The organism is Kitasatospora sp. NPDC034023 (assembly GCF_055575795.1).
Genome location: NZ_JBVIRY010000015.1, coordinates 1 through 19,882, shown reverse-complemented (window position 1 = coordinate 19,882; position 19,882 = coordinate 1). Strand labels below are relative to the sequence as shown.

Here is a 19,882-nt window from a genome sequence, read left to right as displayed (position 1 = left end):
TCACTTCATGGCCGGGTCGGCGAAGCAGCGGCGGTAGGCCAGCGGCGTGGTGCCCAGCCGGCGGCCGAAGTGGTGCCGCAGGGCGGCCGCGTTGCCGAAGCCGCAGCGGGCGGCGATCGCGTCCACCGGCTCGGTGGTGGACTCCAGCAGCCGCTGGGCGAACAGCACCCGTTGCCCGACCAGCCAGCGGTGCGGGGTGGTTCCGGTCTCCTGCTGGAAGCGGCGGGCGAAGGTGCGCGGCGACATGTGCGCCCGGACGGCCAGCTGTTCGACGGTGGCCTCCGAGTCGAGGTGGTGGCGCATCCAGTCGAGCAGCGGGGCCAGCGAGTCGCCGTCGCATTCCGGCAGCGGGCGGTTCACGAACTGGGCCTGCCCGCCCTCCCGGTGCGGCGCCACCACCATCCGGCGGGCGATCTCCCGGGCCACCTCGGCACCCTGCACCTTGCGTACCAGGTGCAGGCAGGCGTCGATACCGGCCGCCGTCCCGGCGGAGGTGATCACCGGGTCGTCGTCCACGTACAGCACGTCCGGCTCGACGGTGGTCAGCGGGAAGCGCGCCGCCAGGTCCTCGCTGTGCCGCCAGTGGGTGGCGCAGCGGCGGCCGTCCAGCAGCCCGGCGGCGCCCAGCACGAAGGCGCCGCTGCAGATGGAGAGCACCCGGCCACCGTCCGCCACCACCCCGCGCAGCGCCTCCAGCAGCGGCTCGGGGTAGCTGGGGCGGATCCTCGCCGCGGTGACCACCGCGAGGTCGGCCCCGGCCAGCCGCTCGGGGCCGTACGGGACGTCCACGGCGAAGCCGGCATGGGTGGCGTGCGGCCCGGGGCGGGCGCCGGCGAGCGCGAAGTCGTAGCCGGGCAGCCCGTCGTCGGTGCGGTCGAGGCCGAAGACCTCGCAGGCCACCCCGAGTTCGAAGGGGTGGATCTCCTCCAGCACCACCGCGACCACGTTCTTCAGCGTGCCGTCGCTCCTCGGCGCGCCGTCGTTCTTCAGCATGCCGTCCAGGATGCCCGGTCCGTCCGTCGCGGCGGAAGACGCCGACTGGCAGGATTTCGAGGCAATCGGTCATTCCTGCCACTCGTGGGCGCCGTCCCGCCCGACCAGAGTGGAGGCCATGGACAGCGACACCCTTGCCGGCGCACTCGCCCTGGCCGGAATCGTCGGCGGCTTCGGCCTGCTCGGCGTCCTGATCAGCCGCGAAGTCTCCCGCGGCCCGGCGGCCCGCCGCGACAACTACCACCGCCCGGGCGGCTACCCGGCCGACCCCGCCCGCCCCGAGCGGCTGTACGGCACCATGCCCGCCGCCTCCCTGCGCCCCTCCGCCGATCCGGCCACCCTCCCGGTCCGTTCGACCCCGGAGCTTTCCACCCCGCACGGCTCCGGCACACTGGCCGCATGGACTACCTCATCCGCCCGGCCCTCCCGGAGGACCTCGAAGACGCCGGCCGCATCACCGTCGAGGCCTTCGTCGGCGGCGGCTTCACCTCGCCCGGGAGCGGCTACGTCGAGCTGCTGCGCGACGCCGACCGCCGGGCCCGGGAGGCCGAGCTCCTGGTCGCGGTCGACCCGGCCGCAGGGCGGGTCCTCGGCTGCGTGACCTTCGCGGTCGGCGGCACCGAGTGGGCGGACATCGCCACCCCGCGCGAGGGCGAGATCAGGATGCTCGCCACCGACACCGCCGCCCGCGGCCGCGGCGTCGGCGAGGCGCTGGTGCGCGCCTCCCTCGCCCGCAGCCGCGAACTCGGCCTGGCCGGCATGGCGTTCTCCACCCGCCCGGAGATGACCGCCGCCCACCGCGTCTACGAGCGGGTCGGCTTCCGGCGCACCCCCGAGCGGGACTGGGCGCCGTACCCGGGGATGGACCTGATGGTCTACACCTTGGCGTTCTGAGGCGGCGTCGACTGGTACGCCCAGCCCATGACTTGAAATGACCATCCGATCGGCTCGCTGCTAGTATCCGCCGCATGACGACGGGGAGTCCGCCTAGCGGCTGGTACGAGGACCCTTCCGGGCAGCCCAATACGCTGCGCTGGTGGGATGGTTCGACCTGGACCGACAAGGTTCAGGCCAAGCCGGGAGGCGGCGGCATGCCCGCGAGCCCGTTCCCCGGCCATGCCGTCCAGAACGCTGCCGCGCCGACGGCCGTCAGCCCGGCGGTGCAGGTTCCGCCGGCGCCCACGGCGCCGGCCGCTCCGACGCTGGCCACCCTGCCGACCCAGACCTCGGGACCGGGCCAGACGTCCGGACCGGGCCAGGCCCCGGGACCGGCCCAGGCCCCCGGGCCGGCGCCGCAGCAGCCCGGCCCGCCGACCCCCGGCCTGCCGACGCCCAAGCCGATCCCCACCTCGGTGGTGTTCGAGACCGTCGAGCCGAAGAACACCAAGCGCCGGGTACTCGTGGCCGTCGGCGCCGTGGTGCTGTCGGTCGTGATGGCGGGCGGCGGCTACGTCCTGGGCCACAAGACCGCGAAGCCCGGCTCGGCGAAGGCCGATTCGACCACGGCCGCGACCCCCACCGGTGACCCCAAGAGCCCGAACGGCTTCATGGGCACCGCCCTGACCGGCGGCCAGCAGCTCCCCGGCGGGCGGCAGATCACCGGCCAGGACTCGAAGATGAACTTCATGCTGCCGCAGGACTGGCAGGTCCAGGTCGACGCCAAGGCCCCGAACGAGGTCCGCTACGCGGTCAACCCGTACGCCTGCGTGGGCCACGGCAACGGGGCCTGCACCCGCGGCGTGGTCGTCCAGAACCTCCGGGTGTTCAACGGCGGCTGGTCCGACCCGAAGTCCCTGGTGCTCGGCATGGGCCAGCTGCTCTACAACACCCGTTACGGCTCGGACGCGCCGACGCCGCCGGACCCGGTGAAGCAGTCGGCCGTCAAGATCCAGGGCATGGACGGCTACCTCGCGCTGTGGCACGTCCCGATGTCCAGTGCCTCGTCCACGCCGGACAGCTACTGCGGCGTCCTCGAGGTCACGCCGGCGGCCGGGGCGACCACCGTCCCGGTGCTCCAGATCTGCCTGGACCAGGCGGCGGAGGCTCCGCCGCTGGCGCTGATGGACCAGATCGCGAACTCCGTCAAGATCACGCCCTGACGCTCGTCCCTCCCGTAGGCCCCGCCCTTCCGCGGGGCTTGCGGGAGCCTTGGCATTCCCGGCCCCGGCAGAGAGCGCTCGGCCACGGCCCGTATGCTGACCGCTTGAACGACAATCAGCCAAGCCCATGAGTGACGCCGCCACGCCGTACGACCGTCGACCCGACGGCCCGGTGTCGGACGTCGACGGGCGGTGACCGAGCAGGGAACCAGCGGCTCCGGTACGACCGGGCAGCTGTACGGGGGTTGACCGGTGGACTCCACCAACGAACACACGGCGACGCAGGGCAACCGGGCGCGCGGACGCCACGGGCGCGTCCTGCCCCGGGCCCGGAACGAACGCCGCATCGTCCGCAGGGAGCTGCGCAACAGCGCCGCCCAGCGCGCCTACGTGGCGTGCGCCGAGACCGCCGGCCCGCTGACCCCCGGCGAGGACGGCGCCGCCGTCCGTTACCGCTCGGTTTCCTCACGCGGCGTCAAGTTCGTCATGACCGTCCTGGTGGCGGTCAACGCTCTGGCCGGCCTCGTCTTCGTCGGCTGGCTGCTCCTCCCCGAGCACATCCCCAGCTCCCACGTCGGCTGGTCCCCGGACTGGCGGATCAACCTGGCGCGTATCTGCTTCTGTTCCGTTATTACGGTGGAAGTGATCCGGCTGGTTCAGAACCTCGCCGTCTGGGTCTTCGCGTTCCGCGCCAAGGACCCGGTGCCGGTCACTCCGCCGCCCGGGCTGCGGGTCGCGGTGCTGACCACGATCGTGCCTTCCAAGGAGCCGATCGAGATCGTCGAGCGGACCCTCGCCGCCATGCTGCGGATCGAGTACGACGGCCGGGTCGACGTCTGGATCCTCGACGAGGGCAACGACGACCGGGTCAAGGAGATGGCCGCCCGGCTCGGCGTCCACCACTTCAGCCGCAAGGGACGCCCCGAGTACAACCAGGCCGAGGGCGAGTTCCGGGCCAAGACCAAGTCCGGCAACCACAACTCCTGGCGCGCCGAGCACGAGCACGGCTACGACGTGGTGGCCCAGATGGACCCGGACCACGTCCCGCTGCCCTGCTTCCTGGAGCGCACCCTCGGATACTTCCGCGACCCCGACGTCGCCTTCGTGGTCGCCCCCCAGGTGTACGGCAACATGTACGACAACTGGGTCGCCCACGGTGCCTCCGTGCAGCAGTACCTGTTCTCCGGCCTGGTCGAGCGCGGCGGCAACGGCATGGACGCGCCGCTGCTGATCGGCACCAACCACCTGTACCGGCCGGTCGCCTGGCAGCAGATCGGCGGCTACCAGGACTCGATCATCGAGGACCACCTCACCAGCATGCGGGTCCAGGCCTCCGTCAACCCGGAGACCGACCGGCACTGGAAGGGCGTCTACACCCCCGACGTTCTCGCCGTCGGCGAGGGCCCGACCTCCTGGACCGACTACTTCAACCAGCAGAAGCGCTGGGCGTACGGCATCTGGGAGATCCTGCTCAAGAGCCGGCTGCGCTCCGGCATCAAGCTGCGGCTGCGCCAGCGGGTGCTCTACGGCCTGGTCCAGTTCTACTACCCGAGCGTGGCGATCAACACCGTCCTCGGCAGCCTCGCCACCTCCGTCTACCTGGCCCTCGGCGTCACCTCCATCCACCTCAACAGCACCCACTGGATGGCCCTGTGGGGCGCCAGCATGGGCAGCTGGTTCGTGCTGTGGCTGTGGCTGCGCCGCTTCAACCTGGCCGCGCACGAGCGGCGCGAGATCGGCGTGGCCGGCATGGGGCTGGCCATGTTCGCCGGCCCGGTCTACGTCGCCGCCGCGATCGCGGCGCTGTTGCGCCGCCCGCTCGCCTACGCCGTCACCGCCAAGGGCGACCTGCGCAGCGCCGAGTCGCTGTCGACCTTCCGGCTGCACCTGCTGTGGGCGGCGGTCGCGGGCGGGCTGCTCGGCGCGAGCTTCACGCTCCACCACGACATCTGGATCCTGCGGTTCTGGGCCGGCGTCAGCCTGTTCACCGGTCTCGCGCCGCTGGTGATCTCCTTCGTCAGCGGACGCCGCGAGGCCCGGGCCCAGCGGGCCGCCGCGGCCAGGGCCGCCGAGGCGCCCGCCGCCGACCGGCTGCCCGGCCACCTGCCCTCCCAGCGGACCGAACCGCCGCGCACCGGGGCAGCCGTCGGAGGACCCGTCGGAGAAAACGTCGAGGACGCCTTCGGAGAAGCCGTCGAGGAATCCGAGGAACCCGTCGAAGGAGCCCTCGCCGAGGACGAGTTCGAGGAGCTGCTGGAGCCGGCCCGGGCCGGCTCCCGGACCGAGCGGAGGAGCCGCTGATGCTGCGGATCACCGTCCCCCGGATCGCCGCCCTGGTCGCCCTGGCCCTGATGGTCGGGTACACCTTCGTCCTGGCGCCCCGGCTCTCCCGTGCGCACGACCTGGAGCCGTACACCTTCGCCGGCGCCGCCCCGACGGCGATGCCGAGTTGGCTGACCACCGCCCTGGCCGCGTCACCGACCGCCACCCCCGCGACGGCCGGCCAGAGCCCGACGGCGGCCGCGACGCCCACCACACCGCCCCCGCCCCCGCAGTTCCCGCCGGCCGGCGGCGCGTTCACCGGCATCATGACCAAGCCCGGCCCCTACGACCTCGGCCCGCTCGACGAGTTCACCGCGGCCGTCAAGCACCAGCCGAACGTGCTGGAGTTCTCGGTCGGCTGGTGGGACCGGAAGTTCGACCGCCGGGTCTTCGACACCGTCGCCGAACGCGGCATCATGCCGATGGTCGCCTGGGAGCCCTGGGACTACCGCAAGGAAGCCAAGGAGGACAAGCTCCGCGGCGAGCAGCCGGAGTACTCCCTCTCCAACATCATCGACGGCAGGTTCGACGACTACATCAAGACCTGGGCCGACGGCATCAAGGGCCTCGGCTACCCCGTCGCCCTGCGCTTCGCCCACGAGATGAACGGCTACTGGTACCCCTGGGCCGAGCAGTCCAACGGCAACAAGAAGGGCCAGTACGTCCAGGCCTGGCGGCACGTCCACGACATCTTCAAGCAGGCCGGCGCCACCCGGGTCACCTGGGTGTGGAGCCCCAACGTCGACTACGAGAACGCCACCAGCCTGAACACGCTCTACCCCGGCGACGACTACGTCGACTGGGTCGGCCTGTCCGGCTACTACGGCACCACCGGCGTCGAGAAGTACAAGTCGTTCGACCAGATCTTCCAGCCGACCATCGAGCAGATCCGGGCGTTCAGCCACAAGCCCGTGGTGATCACCGAGACCGGGGCCACCGACACCTCGGGGCTGAAGGCACAGTGGATCACCGAGATGTTCTCGCAGCTCGCCCAGCACCCCGACATCATCGGCGTGATCTGGTACGAGGCGAGGAAGGAGGTCGACTGGCGGGTGGCCGCGTCCCCCGCCGCCGCCCAGGCGTTCGCCGCCGGGGTCTCCGCGCCGCGCTACAACACGCCCTGGACCGTCCACTCCGAGCCGGCCCTGACCGTCACGGCGCCGGCCCCGGCACCCGCCCCTTCCCCCGACGCGCCGGCCTCCCCCAGCCCGTCGGCCACCACCCAGAAGCCTCCGGTCAAGAAGCCGACCTCGCCCGCGACCAAGCCCCGGTCGAGTTCCACGCCCGCCGGGTGAGCACGACCCCGCCCCGGCCCGCGTACCGGCCTACGACACCACCGCCCCGGCCCGCGCACCGGCCGCAGACACCGCAGCAGGGAGGCGAGAGCCCCATGACCCACCCCGTCGTGCCCGGAACCGGGCGCCGCGGCCTGCGCCCGTGGTGGTGGCTCGCGCCGACCATCGCGATCGTGCTGGCCCTGTGCGCGGTGCTGATCCCGCACGACTCGCGGGACCCGCAGGCGCCCGTCCGGGCGACCACGGCCGTCACCCCGCTGCCGGCCGCGACCGCCGGCGAGATCTGCTCCACCGGGCAGAACCGCTACCCGTCCCAGGCCGTCGACTCCGGCCGCTACCTGATCAACCCGAACGAGTGGAACGCCACCGGCGGCCTCTGCATCAGCAGCAGCGGCGCCGGCACCGACTTCCGGGTGACCCGCAGCGGGATCAGCCCCGCCAGCCTCACGGACCCGGACCGCGGCCCCGGCGCCTACCCGCACATCAGCACCCAGCTCCAGCCCGGCACCGGCCCGCTGCCCATCCCGGTGGACAACCTGCGGTACGCGACCAGCAGTTGGCAGACCACCCAGGTCGACGGCGGCGTCTACAACGTCTCGTACGACGTCTGGTACAGCAACAGCCGGACCAGCTGCTCCTTCACCGAGAGCGCCGAGCTGATGATCTGGCTGCGCGGCAACGGCAAGACCCCGTTCGGCCAGCGGACCGGCGACCTACAGGTCGGCGGCACCTCCTACCGCGTGTACGAGGCCCCGAAGAAGAGCAGCCACACCCTGATCACCTACGAGATGGCCACCGGCACGACCTCCGTCACCGACCTGGACCTGCGGGCCTTCACCCGCGACGCCATCCAGCGCGGCTACGTCCCGGCCGGCTCGTACCTGTGCGCCGTCCAGGCCGGGTTCGAGATCTGGGACGGCGGCGCCGGCCTCGGCAGCGACTCCTTCTCGTTCCAGGCCGCCGCCGGACAGCCGAGCGGCGCGATCACCTCGGCCCTGCCCGGTCTCTGTCTGGACAGCCGGGTGGCGGGCGATCCGGCCGCGGTCGGCGCCGGCACCTGCGACGGCTCGCCGGCCCAGACCTGGACGATGGGGGACAACGGCTCGATCGGGCAGAACGGGCGCTGCGTCGAGGACCCGGGCCTCGGTTTCCCCGTCCTCACCGGCTGCACCTCGCGGCCCGACCAGCGCTGGCGGGTGACCCCCACGGGACAGCTCGCCAACCAGGACACGGGGCGCTGCGTCGAGAATCCGGGTGCTGCCGGGAGTGCGGGTCCGAGCGCTGCCGCCAGTGCCGGTCCGAGCGCCTCCTCGAGCGGGACTGCGAGCGCCTCCGCGGGCGCCTCTGCGAGCGCCTCCGCGGGCGGGACCACCCAGGTGCGGATGCGCCCGTGCGATGCCCGTACGGGCCAGGGATGGCACCCTCCAGCCTGAGCAGATTATCGCACGATGAGTCGAACAGTCGTGCCCCGCGACACTACATGTGGGGCTGCATCGGACTCGCGCCACTAGATGTATGCTCATCCCTGCTGTCGATGCAGGGGAACCCGGTGGGAATCCGGGACTGCCCCGCAGCGGTGAGCGAGCGGCTCCAAGAGCCCTGCCCGCGAGTCCGATGACCTGCCGACAGCGTGCGCCACGGCCCTCCCGCAGAGGCCGCGCCAGCACCAGCAGTACCTTCCGGGCCTCGCGGGCGGGCCGGGGATGCCACCGTCGCACGGACGCCGCTTGCGCCCGCGCGCGTGCTCCCCTGCCCCGATCGCCCGGTACTCCGATCACCGCCGACGATCGCCGCCAGGAGAGAGCGCCTTGACCACCGCTGCCTCAGCCACCCTGCCCGCCCAGGGCTCCGGTACCGCCTTCACCGACCCGAAGGTCTCCGACCCCGGCGGCGCCCTGCTGCGGCTGCTCACCGACCGCAGCGTCGACCTCACCGAGGTCGACCCCGGCCATGTCGCCGCCGCCGCGCTGCGCGGCCGCCACGCCGGCTCGGACTTCGCCGAGCTGCGCGGGCTGGCCGTGGACGCCGCCGCGTCGATGATCGCCGAGGACCCCCAGTACTCGAAGCTCGCCGCCCGCCTGCTCGCCCTGGAGATCGTCGACGAGGCGAACAGCCAGGGCTCCACGTCCTTCTCCGCCTCGATCACCGTCGGCCACGCCGAGGGCCTGATCGGCGACACCACCGCGGAGTTCGTCGCCAAGCACGCCGCCGCCCTGGACGCGCTGATCGACACCAAGGGCGACGACCGCTTCGAGTACTTCGGCCTGCGCACCGTGCAGTCCCGCTACCTGCTGCGCCACCCGATCACCCGCAAGGTGATCGAGACCCCGCAGCACTTCCTGCTCCGCGTCGCCTGTGGCCTGGCGGTCGGCGACAACGAGCAGTCCGTGCGCGAAGTCGCCGAGCTGTACGGCCTGATGAGCCGCCTGGAGTACCTGACCTCCTCGCCGACGCTCTTCAACTCCGGCACCCGCCACCCGCAGATGTCGAGCTGCTACCTGCTCGACTCCCCGCTGGACAACCTGGACTCGATCTACAACCGCTACGCGCAGATCGCCCGCCTGTCCAAGCACGCCGGCGGCATCGGCCTGTCCTACTCGCGCATCCGCTCGCGCGGCAGCCTGATCCGCGGCACCAACGGCAAGTCCAACGGCATCGTGCCGTTCCTGCGCACCCTCGACTCCTCCGTCGCCGCCGTCAACCAGGGCGGCCGTCGCAAGGGCGCCGCCTGCGTCTACCTGGAGACCTGGCACGCCGACATCGAGGAGTTCCTCGAGCTGCGCGACAACACCGGCGAAGAGGCCCGCCGCACCCACAACCTCAACCTGGCGCACTGGATCCCGGACGAGTTCATGCGCCGGGTCAACGCCAACGCGGACTGGTCGCTGTTCTCCCCGGCCGACGTGCCCGAGCTGGTCGACCTGTGGGGCGCCGACTTCGACGAGGCCTACCGCAAGGCCGAGCTGGCCGGCAAGGCCGTGCGCACCATCCCCGCGCAGACCCTGTACGCCCGCATGATGCGCACCCTCGCGCAGACCGGCAACGGCTGGATGACCTTCAAGGACGCCTCCAACCGCGCCGCCAACCAGACCGCGCTGCCGGGCCGCACGGTGCACTCCTCCAACCTGTGCACCGAGATCCTGGAGGTCACGGACGACTCCGAGACCGCCGTCTGCAACCTCGGCTCGGTCAACCTCGGCGCCCACGTGGCCCCCGGGGCGTCCGCCGACGACCTGCTGGGCGCCATGGACTGGGAGCGGCTCGACGCCACCGTGCGCACCGCCGTCACCTTCCTCGACCGCGTCGTGGACATCAACTTCTACCCGACCACCGAGGCCGGCACCTCCAACTCCCGCTGGCGGCCCGTGGGCCTCGGCGTGATGGGCCTCCAGGACGTCCTCTTCAAGCTGCGGCTCGACTTCGACTCCGCCGAGGCCGCCCGGCTGTCCACGCTGATCGCCGAGCGCATCATGCTCACCGCCTACGAGCGCTCCGCCGACCTGGCCGAGCGGCTCGGCCGCCACGAGGCGTACGGCGAGACCCGCGCCGCCCGCGGCGAACTGCACATCGACCACTTCCCGACGGCCGCCCCGCAGTGGGCCGACCGCTGGACCGCGCTGCGCGCCCGCATCGCCGAGACCGGCCTGCGCAACTCGCTGCTGCTGGCCATCGCGCCGACCGCGACCATCGCGTCCATCGCCGGCGTGTACGAGTGCATCGAGCCGCAGGTGTCCAACCTGTTCAAGCGCGAGACGCTCAGCGGCGAGTTCCTCCAGGTCAACCCGTACCTGGTGCGCGAGCTCAAGGAGCTCGGCGTCTGGGACCAGCAGACCCGCGACGCGCTGCGCGACGCCAACGGATCGGTGCAGGAGCTGAACTGGCTGCCCGCCGAGGTGCGGTCGCTGTACCGCACCGCGTGGGAGCTGCCGCAGCGCGCGCTGATCGACCTGGCCGCGGCCCGCATGCCGTACCTGGACCAGAGCCAGTCGCTGAACCTGTTCATGGCGGCGCCGACCATCGGCAAGCTCAGCTCGATGTACGCCTACGCGTGGAAGGTCGGTCTCAAGACCACCTACTACCTGCGTTCGCGCCCGGCCACCCGCATCGCCCAGGCCGCGTCGGGTACCGCCCGCGCCGCCGCGCCGGTGCCGGCCAACACGATCCCGGTGGGCACCCCGACCCTCACCCCGGAGGAGGAGGCCGCGCTGGCCTGCTCCCTGGAGAACCCCGAGTCCTGCGAGGCCTGCCAGTGAGCACCCCCGAAGACCGCAAGATGCTGCTCGACCCCGGCTTCGAGCTGACCCTGCGCCCGATGCGCTACCCGTCGTTCTACGACCGGTACCGGGACGCCATCAAGAACACCTGGACGGTCGAGGAGGTCGACCTTCACTCGGACGTCGCCGACCTGGCGAAGCTGAGCGAGGGCGAGCGCCACCTCATCGGGCGCCTCGTCGCGTTCTTCGCGACGGGCGACTCGATCGTCGCGAACAACGTGGTGCTGAGCCTCTACAAGCACATCAACTCCCCGGAGGCGCGGCTCTACCTGAGCCGGCAGCTGTTCGAGGAGGCCGTGCACGTCCAGTTCTACCTGACGCTGCTCGACACCTACCTTCCGGACCCGGAGGACCGCAACGCGGCCTTCGCCGCGGTGGAGAACATCCCCTCCATCCACCAGAAGGCCCAGTTCTGCTTCAAGTACATGAACGCGGTCGACCACATCGACTCGCTGCAGACGAAGGAGGACAGGCGGGCGTTCCTGCTCAACCTGATCTGCTTCGCGGCGTGTGTGGAAGGCCTGTTCTTCTACGGCGCGTTCGCCTACGTGTACTGGTTCCGGAGCCGGGGCCTGCTGCACGGTCTCGCGACCGGTACCAACTGGGTGTTCCGCGACGAGTCCATGCACATGGACTTCGCGATGTCGGTCGTCGACACCGTGCGCGAGGAGGAGCCCGACCTCTTCGACGAGGAGATGGCCAAGCAGGTCACGGAGATGCTGGAGGAGGCTGTCGAGGCCGAGCTCCAGTTCGCCCAGGACCTGTGCGGCGACGGTCTGGCCGGCATGAACACCGACTCGATGCGCCAGTACCTGGAGGCCGTGGCCGACCAGCGCCTGGCCCGCCTGGGCATGCCCATCCGGTACGGGTCCACCAACCCGTTCGGCTTCATGGAGCTCCAGAACGTCCAGGAGCTGACCAACTTCTTCGAGCGCCGGGTGTCGGCGTACCAGGTGGCTGTCGAGGGCTCGGTCTCCTTCGACGACGACTTCTAGAAGAGCCGGATACGACAGAGGTGCCCCGCACGGCCACAGCCCGTGCGGGGCACCTCTGTCGTATCAGTCGGTAGAAAACTCGCCGGACTTGACCCCGGCGAGGAAGGAGGACCACGCGTCCTCAGGGTCTGGGCCGATAGCCGTCGCTCGACGAGCACCCCGGCCGGCCGGGCCTTGGTGGTGCAGGAAGTCGGCCGGTCCGACTTCCTGCGCCACCGGCGAAGATGCGCGCACCGGTCGACGCACCACGGCAGTGCTATCGGCGTGCTCCACCCGTCCGGCTGAACTCCCGGGGCCACACCGGCACCGCACGCACACGTACCGCCCACCTCCGGTTACGGTCCGGCGCACAGCCGTACGACGAGACGAGAGGGGCCCACGGTGACGACGACCGGAATCCTGGACTACGAGAGCGACGCGATCGTCCAGCTGATGAACATCGCGGAGAAGGACTGGACGGAGCAGGAGCTCAAGGACGCGCTGCAGCGGGCGATCATGCTGGAGCTGTCCACCATCCCGCCCTACGCCACCGCGCTCTGGTCGATCACCAGCCAGGACAGCACCCAACCCGTCCGCAACACCATCCGGGAGATCATCTTCGATGAGATGTCGCACTTCGGCCTGGTCTGCAACATGCTCACCAGCATCGGCGGCACCGTCGTCCTCACCGACCCCGCCACCGTCCCGAAGTACCCGGGCGAGCTGCCCGGCGGGGTCAACCCGGGGCTGGTCGTCTCCCTCAGCGGGCTGACGCGGGAGTCGGCGGGCCTCTTCTCCGACATCGAGAAGCCCGAGAACCCCCTCGCCTTCGCCGCCGACGGCAACACCATCGGCGCCTTCTACCAGCGGATCGCCGACGTCTTCCCCAACTTCGCCCACCTGCTCACCGGTCAGAACCAGGTGACCTTCCCGCTCTCGAACCACGGCGCCGGCAACGACATCGTCCCGATGAACACCATCGACGACGTCCTGAAGGCGATCCACATCATCCAGACCCAGGGCGAGGGCACCACGGCATCCCCGGACAACCCCTTCCCGGGCGCCCCGGGCGAACTCGCCCACTACTACGCGTTCAAGGAGATCGCCGTCGGCAAGAAGCTGGTCAAGAACCCCACCACGGGGAGGTTCGAGTTCACCGGCCCCGACGTCCCGCTCCCGGACACCGCCCCCGTCGCCCGTGTCCCCGAGGGCGGCTGGGCCAACGACCCCGCCAACACGCCCGACCAGGCCACCGCCACCGCGCTGCACGACTTCAACAAGACCTACAGCGACATGCTCCGCGCCCTCTGCTCGGCCTGGAGCGGCAACCCGAACTCGCTCTTCGACGCGATCGGGCACATGGGCGATCTGGGCGACGCCGCACGGACGATCAACGCCATCAAGCTCCCCTCGGACCCCCACCTCGTCTACGGCCCGGAGTGGCTCTTCGTCGCCAACTGACCGGACGCGTGCCCCCGCCCGCCCGGCACGGAACGCCGGGCGGGCGGGGGCAGGGCAAGCGGGGGCAGGGCAAGCGGACAGGTCACGCCTCCGCGACGGCCTCCAACGGGCTCAGGGCCGCCGCCCGCCGGGCCGGGACGGCCGCCGCGACCGCGCCGAGCGCGAGCGATCCCAGGCAGACGAGGGCCAGCGTCCCCCAGGGCAGCGCCAGCGCGTACTGCTCCATCGCGCCGCCCGCCAGCGCCCCGACCGCCCAGGCGCCGAACAGCCCGCCGGCCAGGCCGAGCAGGGTGCCGAACGCGGCGACCGTCACGGCCTCCAGGCGGATCATCCGACGGACGCCGGCCCGATCCATGCCGATGGCCCGCAGGACACCGATCTCCCGCGTCCGTTCGGTGACGGACATCGCCAGCGTGTTGACGATCCCGAGCGCGGCGATCACGACGCCGATCGCGAGCAGCCCGTACATCAGCGTCAGCAGGTCGCTCATCGTCCCCGCCGCCTCGCGCACCAGCGCGGCCCGGTCCTGCACCTTGAGCAGCGGGTTGTTGCCCACCGCCGTCCGCAGCCCGTTCTCCGTCGCGCCTTCGCCGCGCACCAGGACCCGCTGGACGGTGCCGGGCCTGTAGCTGTCGCGCTGCACCTCGTCGCGGGTGCCCAGCACATCGTGGGCGGTGGGGTTGTCCCGGTAGACGCCCACCACGGTGTAGTGCGCGAACTCCTCGCTCCGCCCGATGCGCGCGTCGACCTGCCCGCCCGTGCTCACCCCGGTCTCCCGGGCGACGCTGCTGGAGACGGCGATCCGGCCGGGCCCGAGGTCCTTCGCCGAGCCGCTCACGAAGTCGAGGTTCATCACCTGGTCGAGGGCCGCCGGGTCGACGCCGGAGATCTCCCGGACGCGACCGCCCACGACCGCCGTGGAGTCCGCGACCGCGCTGACGCTCCGCACTCCCGGGGCGCCGGCCACCCGCTGCACGGCGGCCGGGTCGATGCCGGTCATGGTGTTGCCGGTGCTGATCACGTAGTCGGCGCCGAGCCCGTCCGCGACCTGCCGGTCCAGGGCCTGCCCGGTCGAGTTGCCGATGGTGGCGAGCCCGCTGACCAGCGCGGTGCTGATGAGCAGTGTGGCGGCGGTCGCCGCCGTGCGCCTCGGGTCGCGCAGCGCGTTCTGCTGGGCCAGGAGGCCGGGGGTGCCGAATCGCCGGATCACACGCCCGGTCACCCGGATCACGGGGGCGGCGAGGGCCGGCGCCAGCACGATCAGGGCGACGACGAGGACGCCGCAGCCGAGCATCGCACGGCGCAGGTTCTCCTCCGAGGCGTCCTTCGCCGAGCCCGCGAGCGAGACCAGCAGACCGACGCCGAGCAGCAGCAGGACCGCCCCGGCGATCGGACGCAGCCACGAGCGCCCACCGGGCTGCGCGGCGGAGCGCAGCGCCTCGATCGGTGCGATCCGCGCCGCCCGGCGCGACGGCAGCCAGGCGGCCAGCACGGTCACCCCGACGCCGACGAACAGCGCCGCCGCCACCGGTCGGGGCCCGATCACCAGTGGGCCCTCCGGCAGCCGGTTCCCGTCGCCGCTCAGCAGCCGGGGCAGCACGGACGCGATGCCGAGTCCGCCGATGAATCCGATCACCGACGCGGCGAGCCCGACCAGCACGGCCTCGGCCAGCAGGGAACGGACCACCTGGCGGCGGGTGGCGCCGACCGCCCGCAGCAGCGCGAGCTCCCGGGTGCGCCGGGCGACGAGCATGGTGAAGGTGTTGACCACGAGGAACGAGCCGATGAACAGGGACACGCCCGCGAAGACCATCGGCATCTTCTGGTAGCCCCGGGTCAACACCCCGACGTAGATGGCCTGTTGGTCGGCCTGCGCCTGTCCGGTGGTGGTCTCGGCACGGTCCGCCGGGAGCATCCCGGCGATCCGCTGCGCCAGCTCGTACGGCCCGGTGCCCGGGGCCGCCGAGACGTCGATGCCGGTGTAGTGGCCGGGGGTCGCGAACAACCGCTGTGCGGTGGCCCGGTCGAAGAGGGTGAGCGTACCGCCGGCCGTGACCCGGGTGTCCCGGGTCGTGACGATGCCGACCAGGCGCGCCGTGAGGGCGGGGCCGTCCGTCGCGAGCGTGACCGTGTCCCCCAGGTGGAGGCGGCCCGCGGCGGCGGTGCCCCGGTCCACGGCGATCTCCTCGGCGGCGGCGGGGGCGCGCCCCTCGACCAGGGGGTACCGCCCCTGGTCGTACGCGGCCGCGAGGTTCGTCCCCGGCTTGACCCGCAGCGGTGTGCCGTCGGCCGCGTTCAGGACGGCGCTCCCGTCGGCGGACGGCCGGACCGCGGCGACCCCGGGCACGTCGGCGAGGCGGCGCGCGAGCGCGTCCGTCAGCACGCTCGGCTGGTCGGGCGCGGCGGGGGACTCCTTCGCGGTGACGGTGACCGCGATGTCGGCGAAGTTCCTGGTGGCGGCGGCCCGGTGGGCGGCGGCGGTGGAGTCCGCGAAGACCAGGGTGCCGGAGACGAAGGCGACGCCGAGGCAGACCGCGAGGACGGTCATCAGCAGACGGGCCTTGTGCGCCAGCACGTTGCGCAGGGCTGTGGTCAGCATGAGCAGCTTTCGGAGGTGTCGGGAGGAGAAGGGGCGCGGACTCGGCGCCGGCTCAGCCGGCGAAGGACTTCATGACGTCGAGCACCCGGTCCGGCGTCGGGTGCGCCATCTCGTCGACCAGCCGCCCGTCGGCCAGGAACACCACCCGGTCCGCGTAGCCGGCGGCCACCGGGTCGTGCGTCACCATGACCACCGTCTGGCCCAACTCCCGTACGGAGTCCCGCAGGAAGCCGAGGACCTCGGCCCCGGCCCGGGAGTCGAGGTTGCCGGTCGGCTCGTCGCCGAACACGATCGCGGGCCGCGCGACCAGCGCCCGGGCGACCGCGACGCGCTGCTGCTGCCCACCGGACAGTTCGGCCGGGCGGTGGCCGAGGCGCTGGGACAGCCCGACCATCGACACCACGCGCTCCAGCCACTCCCGGTCCACCCGCCGCCCGGCGAGCGACAGCGGGAGCGTGATGTTCTCCAGCGCGGTCAGGGTGGGCAGCAGGTTGAACGCCTGGAAGATGAAGCCGACCCGGTCCCGCCGCAGCTGGGTGAGCTGCCGGTCGCCCAGGCCGCCCAGTTCCGTCGTACCGATCCGGACGGAGCCCGACGTGGGGGTGTCGAGACCGGCGGCGCAGTGCATCAGGGTGGACTTGCCGCAGCCGGACGGGCCCATGATCGCGGTGAACTCGCCCTCCCGGAAGGCGATGCTCACCCGGTCCAGCGCCGTGACCCGGGTGTCGCCGTTGCCGTAGACCTTCGTCAGGTCGGCGGTGGCGGCCGCGATCCCGGGTGTGGTGTGCAGGGTGAGGGAGTTGGCGGTCACGAGGGGACTCCGTCTTCGAGGTGCGGATCGGTGCACTTCGAAGGGTGTCCGGTGCACGTATCAGGCCCCTGGGCCGCCGTGTATCAGCGCCCGCGCCAGTCGGCAGCAGTTCGGTAGCAAGCGGCTGTCCAGCACGCGTTGTGCAGCAAGCAGTTCCGTAGCAAGCGGTCGTGCGGCAGCGCGTCAGTCCGGCAGTCGCAGGGTGGCCACCGCGCCGCCGTCCGCGGCGTTGGCGAAGCTCAGCTCCGCGCCGAGCAGTCGGGCCTGTCCTGCCGCGATGGTCAGGCCGAGCCCGTGGCCCGTGCCGCGCTCGGCGGCGCCGGTCCGGAACCGGCGTGGGCCGTGCCGCAGCAGGTCGGCGGGGAAGCCGGGGCCGTGGTCGCGCACGACGACGGTGCGTCCCTCGACCGTGACCAGCACCGGGGCGGCCCCGTGCCGGTGCGCGTTGACGACGAGGTTGCCGACGATCCGTTCCAGCCGCCGGGGGTCGGTCTCCACCGACGCCGACGGCGAGGATGCCGCCGACGCCGTGTCAGCCTCGGAAACCGCTGCCACGCAGACCTCGGCCTCGAACCCGGTGCGCGCCACGGCCTCCCGGACGACGGCGCCCAGCGGCACCCGGGCCCGTACGGGCTGTTCCGCCCCGGCGTCCAGCCGCGAGATCTCCAGCAGGTCCTCGACCAGTCCGCGCAGGTCGCGCACCCGCGCCCGGATGAGGTCCTCCGTCTCGCCGGGCGGCAGCAGGTCGGCGGCGGCGAGCAGCCCGCCGATCGGGGTGCGCAGCTCGTGTGCCACGTCGGCCGTGAACTGCCGTTCCGTCCGGAGCAGTCGGCCGAGGCTGTCGGCCATCGCGTCCACCGTCGCCGCGATGTCCGCCACTTCGTCGTCGCCCTTGGTGGGCCCGGTGCGGGCGTCGAGGTCCCCGGCGGAGATGCGGTCCGCGGTCTCGGCGACCCGCCGCAGTCTGCGGGCGAGCAGCCCGGCCCCGTACACCGCGGCCGGCGTGGCCACGGCGAGGGCGAGCAGCGAGGCCACCGCCATCGCCACGTCCAGCCGGGGCAGATCGGACAGCTCCGGGCCCATGTTGATCCGTACGGCCAGCACCGGGCTGCCCGGGCCGCCGGTGCGCTGGGCGGCCCAGGCGCTCGGGCCCGCGTTGCCCTCGACGCGTCCGTCGTACGCGGTGTGCCGGTTCCCGTCGGCCGGGTGCCGCAAGCCGGCGGGCAGGTCGGCCGGGTCGAGTTCGGCGCCGTCGGCCAGTGCTCCGGTGCGCCGGTAGACGTCCACGGCCGAGTACACGGCGTTGAAGGCCCGCGCCTCGGCCCGGCTGCGGATGTCCTGGGCGGTCCACAGGTGCACCAGCACGCCGACCGCCGCCGCGACCAGGCAGGCGGTGGCGGCGGCGAGGGCGGCGATCTTCCAGCGCAGCGAGGCCCGACGCCGACGGAGCGTACGCATCGCGTTCAGCGCTTGAGCTTGTAGCCGAAGCCGCGGACCGTCTCGATCCGCTCCCGGCCGAGCTTGCGGCGCAGCCGCTGCACGCACAGGTCCACCACCCGGCTGTCGCCGTCCCAGCCGTACTCCCAGACGTTGCGCAGCAGGGTGTGCCGCTCCAGCACCACGCCGGGGTGGGCCGCGAACTCCAGCAGCAGCTTGAGTTCGGTCGGGGTCAGCGCGACCGGGAGTCCGCCGACGGACACCTCCATGCCGGCGGTGTCGACGGTCAGGTCCCCGAACACCAGGACCTTGCCCTCGCCCTCGGCAGCGGCAGCGGCCTCGGGCGAGGGGACGGGTGTGTACGTCGCCCGCCGCAGCAGCGAGCGGATGCGCGCCACCAGCACGAAGGTGTCCACGGGCTTGACCACGTAGTCGTCCGCCCCGGCCTCCAGTCCGGCGACGACGTCGAGCCCGTCGCCGCGCGCGGACATCATCAGCACCGGCACCAGGCTGGTCTCCCGGATCCGGCGGCACAGGCCGATCCCGTCTAGTCCGGGCAGCATCACGTCGAGGACGAGCAGGTCGAACTGCTCGGCCCGGAACAGCTCCAGCCCCGTGAGGCCGTCGGCCGCGGCCGTCATCTCGTAGCCGTAGCGTTCCAGCGCGACGGTGAAGGAGCGGCGCATCAGGTCGTCGTCCTCCACCAGCAGCACGCGGACCGGGCGCGGGGACGGTGCGGGCGAGGACACGGGCGGCGGGCTCCAGTTCACTCGGCGGCGGACAAGGGAACGATACGGCAGATACCGGACGCGCCCGCCGTGTGGAACCGGTCGACGGCGGACCGAGCGCTCGCTGATACCCACCCGATACGGAACCCCGCCCGAGGAGCCCGGCTCACCCAGCGCTGCCGCCGGGGCCGTCCGCGCGCAGCCCCTCGGCGAACGCGCGCGCCGCCGCCAGGTCGTCGCCGTCCGGCCGCGCCTTGTTGATGCCGCCTACCAGCTTGAAGGGGAGCCAGGTGTCGAAGGCCCGGCAGGAGAAGGCGCCGGCCACCTCGAAGCCCTTCCGTTCGAGCTGCCGCACCAGGGGGCGGGTGAAGGGCCGGACCGGCAGCTCCGGCAGCCCGCTGGTGGCGAACACGAACGCCCGCTGCCGCTGCCCCTGCCGTTGCCCCTGGGGAGCCCGCTCGGGAACCGACCGGACGAAGTGGCGCAGCCGTGGGTGGAACTGCCCCGTGAAGATCCCCGAGCCGAAGCCCACCAGGTCGTAGCCGGAGAGCCCGGCCGCGTCGACCTGTTCGGGCTCGACCACCGGGGCCGACAGCACCCGGCCCATGGCCTCGGCGATCCTCCTCGTGTTTCCGTGGGACACGGACGCGCACACGATGACGGCCTTCATGACGGTTCCCCTTCCGTTCGGTCACTTCCGAGGAATGGACCGGACGGGGCGGGAGAACGTGACATCGTCGGCCGGGAACGCCGAAGGCCGGCGCGGACGGGTCCGCGCCGGCCTTCGTCGAAGCCCGACAGCCGCTCCGCCGTCAGGCGTTCGGCACGGTCGCGTACTTCGCCGTGCCCTCGGCCATCTGCTTCAGGGCGTCCTTGCGGTCGCGCTTGG

Annotated in this window: 14 protein-coding genes, 1 pseudogene and 1 riboswitch; of the genes and pseudogenes, 8 read left to right on the top strand and 7 right to left on the bottom strand. The window is 72.3% G+C overall.

Annotated features, from left to right (window positions below):
* Complete coding sequence (locus ACZ52R_RS20515; RefSeq protein WP_465617557.1) at positions 1-993, bottom strand: helix-turn-helix domain-containing protein; 993 nt, start codon at positions 991-993, stop codon at positions 1-3.
* Positions 994-1,392: 399 nt separating this feature from the next.
* Here ACZ52R_RS20515 and ACZ52R_RS20510 point away from each other — a divergent pair, with 399 nt between their 5' ends.
* The 8 genes from ACZ52R_RS20510 (at position 1,393) to ACZ52R_RS20475 (ending at position 13,418) form a co-directional block, all read left to right on the top strand.
* Positions 1,393-1,887, top strand: coding sequence for a GNAT family N-acetyltransferase (locus tag ACZ52R_RS20510; protein ID WP_360505696.1), 495 nt, complete (start codon positions 1,393-1,395; stop codon positions 1,885-1,887).
* A 74-nt stretch (positions 1,888-1,961) separates the two neighbouring features.
* Entirely contained in the window at positions 1,962-3,092 is a 1,131-nt protein-coding gene (locus ACZ52R_RS20505; RefSeq protein ID WP_465617552.1) for a DUF2510 domain-containing protein, read from the top strand.
* Positions 3,093-3,344: 252 nt separating this feature from the next.
* Positions 3,345-5,393, top strand: a complete 2,049-nt coding sequence (locus ACZ52R_RS20500; protein WP_465753857.1) for a glycosyltransferase family 2 protein — start codon at positions 3,345-3,347, stop codon at positions 5,391-5,393.
* Positions 5,393-6,709, top strand: coding sequence for a glycoside hydrolase family 26 protein (locus ACZ52R_RS20495; protein WP_465617548.1), 1,317 nt, complete (start codon positions 5,393-5,395; stop codon positions 6,707-6,709). Before ACZ52R_RS20500 ends, ACZ52R_RS20495 begins: the two co-directional genes overlap by 1 nt.
* 95 nt (positions 6,710-6,804) lie before the next feature.
* On the top strand, positions 6,805-8,142 hold the full coding sequence (locus ACZ52R_RS20490; protein WP_465617546.1) for a GH12 family glycosyl hydrolase domain-containing protein: 1,338 nt from the start codon (positions 6,805-6,807) through the stop codon (positions 8,140-8,142).
* 82 nt (positions 8,143-8,224) lie between these two features.
* Positions 8,225-8,350, top strand: a riboswitch (cobalamin riboswitch).
* Between the two features lie 191 nt (positions 8,351-8,541).
* Positions 8,542-10,962, top strand: a complete 2,421-nt coding sequence (locus ACZ52R_RS20485) for a ribonucleoside-diphosphate reductase subunit alpha (RefSeq protein ID WP_465661413.1) — start codon at positions 8,542-8,544, stop codon at positions 10,960-10,962.
* 20 nt (positions 10,963-10,982) lie between these two features.
* A complete protein-coding gene (locus ACZ52R_RS20480) occupies positions 10,983-11,978 on the top strand; it encodes a ribonucleotide-diphosphate reductase subunit beta (protein ID WP_465617772.1) in 996 nt (331 codons plus the stop codon).
* A gap of 381 nt (positions 11,979-12,359) precedes the next feature.
* Positions 12,360-13,418, top strand: a complete 1,059-nt coding sequence (locus ACZ52R_RS20475; protein ID WP_465753856.1) for a ferritin-like domain-containing protein — start codon at positions 12,360-12,362, stop codon at positions 13,416-13,418.
* Between the two features lie 82 nt (positions 13,419-13,500).
* Here the strand turns inward: ACZ52R_RS20475 and ACZ52R_RS20470 are convergent, their stop codons facing one another.
* From ACZ52R_RS20470 to ACZ52R_RS20445, 6 genes and pseudogenes are all read right to left on the bottom strand, one after another.
* Positions 13,501-16,017 carry an ABC transporter permease gene (locus ACZ52R_RS20470; protein ID WP_465753855.1) on the bottom strand — a complete coding sequence of 839 codons (2,517 nt, stop codon included), beginning with the start codon at positions 16,015-16,017 and terminating at the stop codon, positions 13,501-13,503.
* A 52-nt stretch (positions 16,018-16,069) separates the two neighbouring features.
* Complete coding sequence (locus ACZ52R_RS20465) at positions 16,070-16,807, bottom strand: ABC transporter ATP-binding protein (RefSeq protein WP_465617770.1); 738 nt, start codon at positions 16,805-16,807, stop codon at positions 16,070-16,072.
* A gap of 204 nt (positions 16,808-17,011) precedes the next feature.
* On the bottom strand, positions 17,012-18,286 hold the full coding sequence (locus ACZ52R_RS20460) for a sensor histidine kinase (RefSeq protein ID WP_465753854.1): 1,275 nt from the start codon (positions 18,284-18,286) through the stop codon (positions 17,012-17,014).
* Between the two features lie 5 nt (positions 18,287-18,291).
* Positions 18,292-19,014, bottom strand: a complete 723-nt coding sequence (gene cseB / locus ACZ52R_RS20455) for a two-component system response regulator CseB (protein ID WP_465617538.1) — start codon at positions 19,012-19,014, stop codon at positions 18,292-18,294.
* A gap of 145 nt (positions 19,015-19,159) precedes the next feature.
* Entirely contained in the window at positions 19,160-19,663 is a 504-nt protein-coding gene (locus ACZ52R_RS20450) for a flavodoxin family protein (RefSeq protein ID WP_465617536.1), read from the bottom strand.
* Positions 19,664-19,805: 142 nt separating this feature from the next.
* A pseudogene (locus ACZ52R_RS20445) lies at positions 19,806-19,882 on the bottom strand (peptide deformylase); the annotation flags it as partial.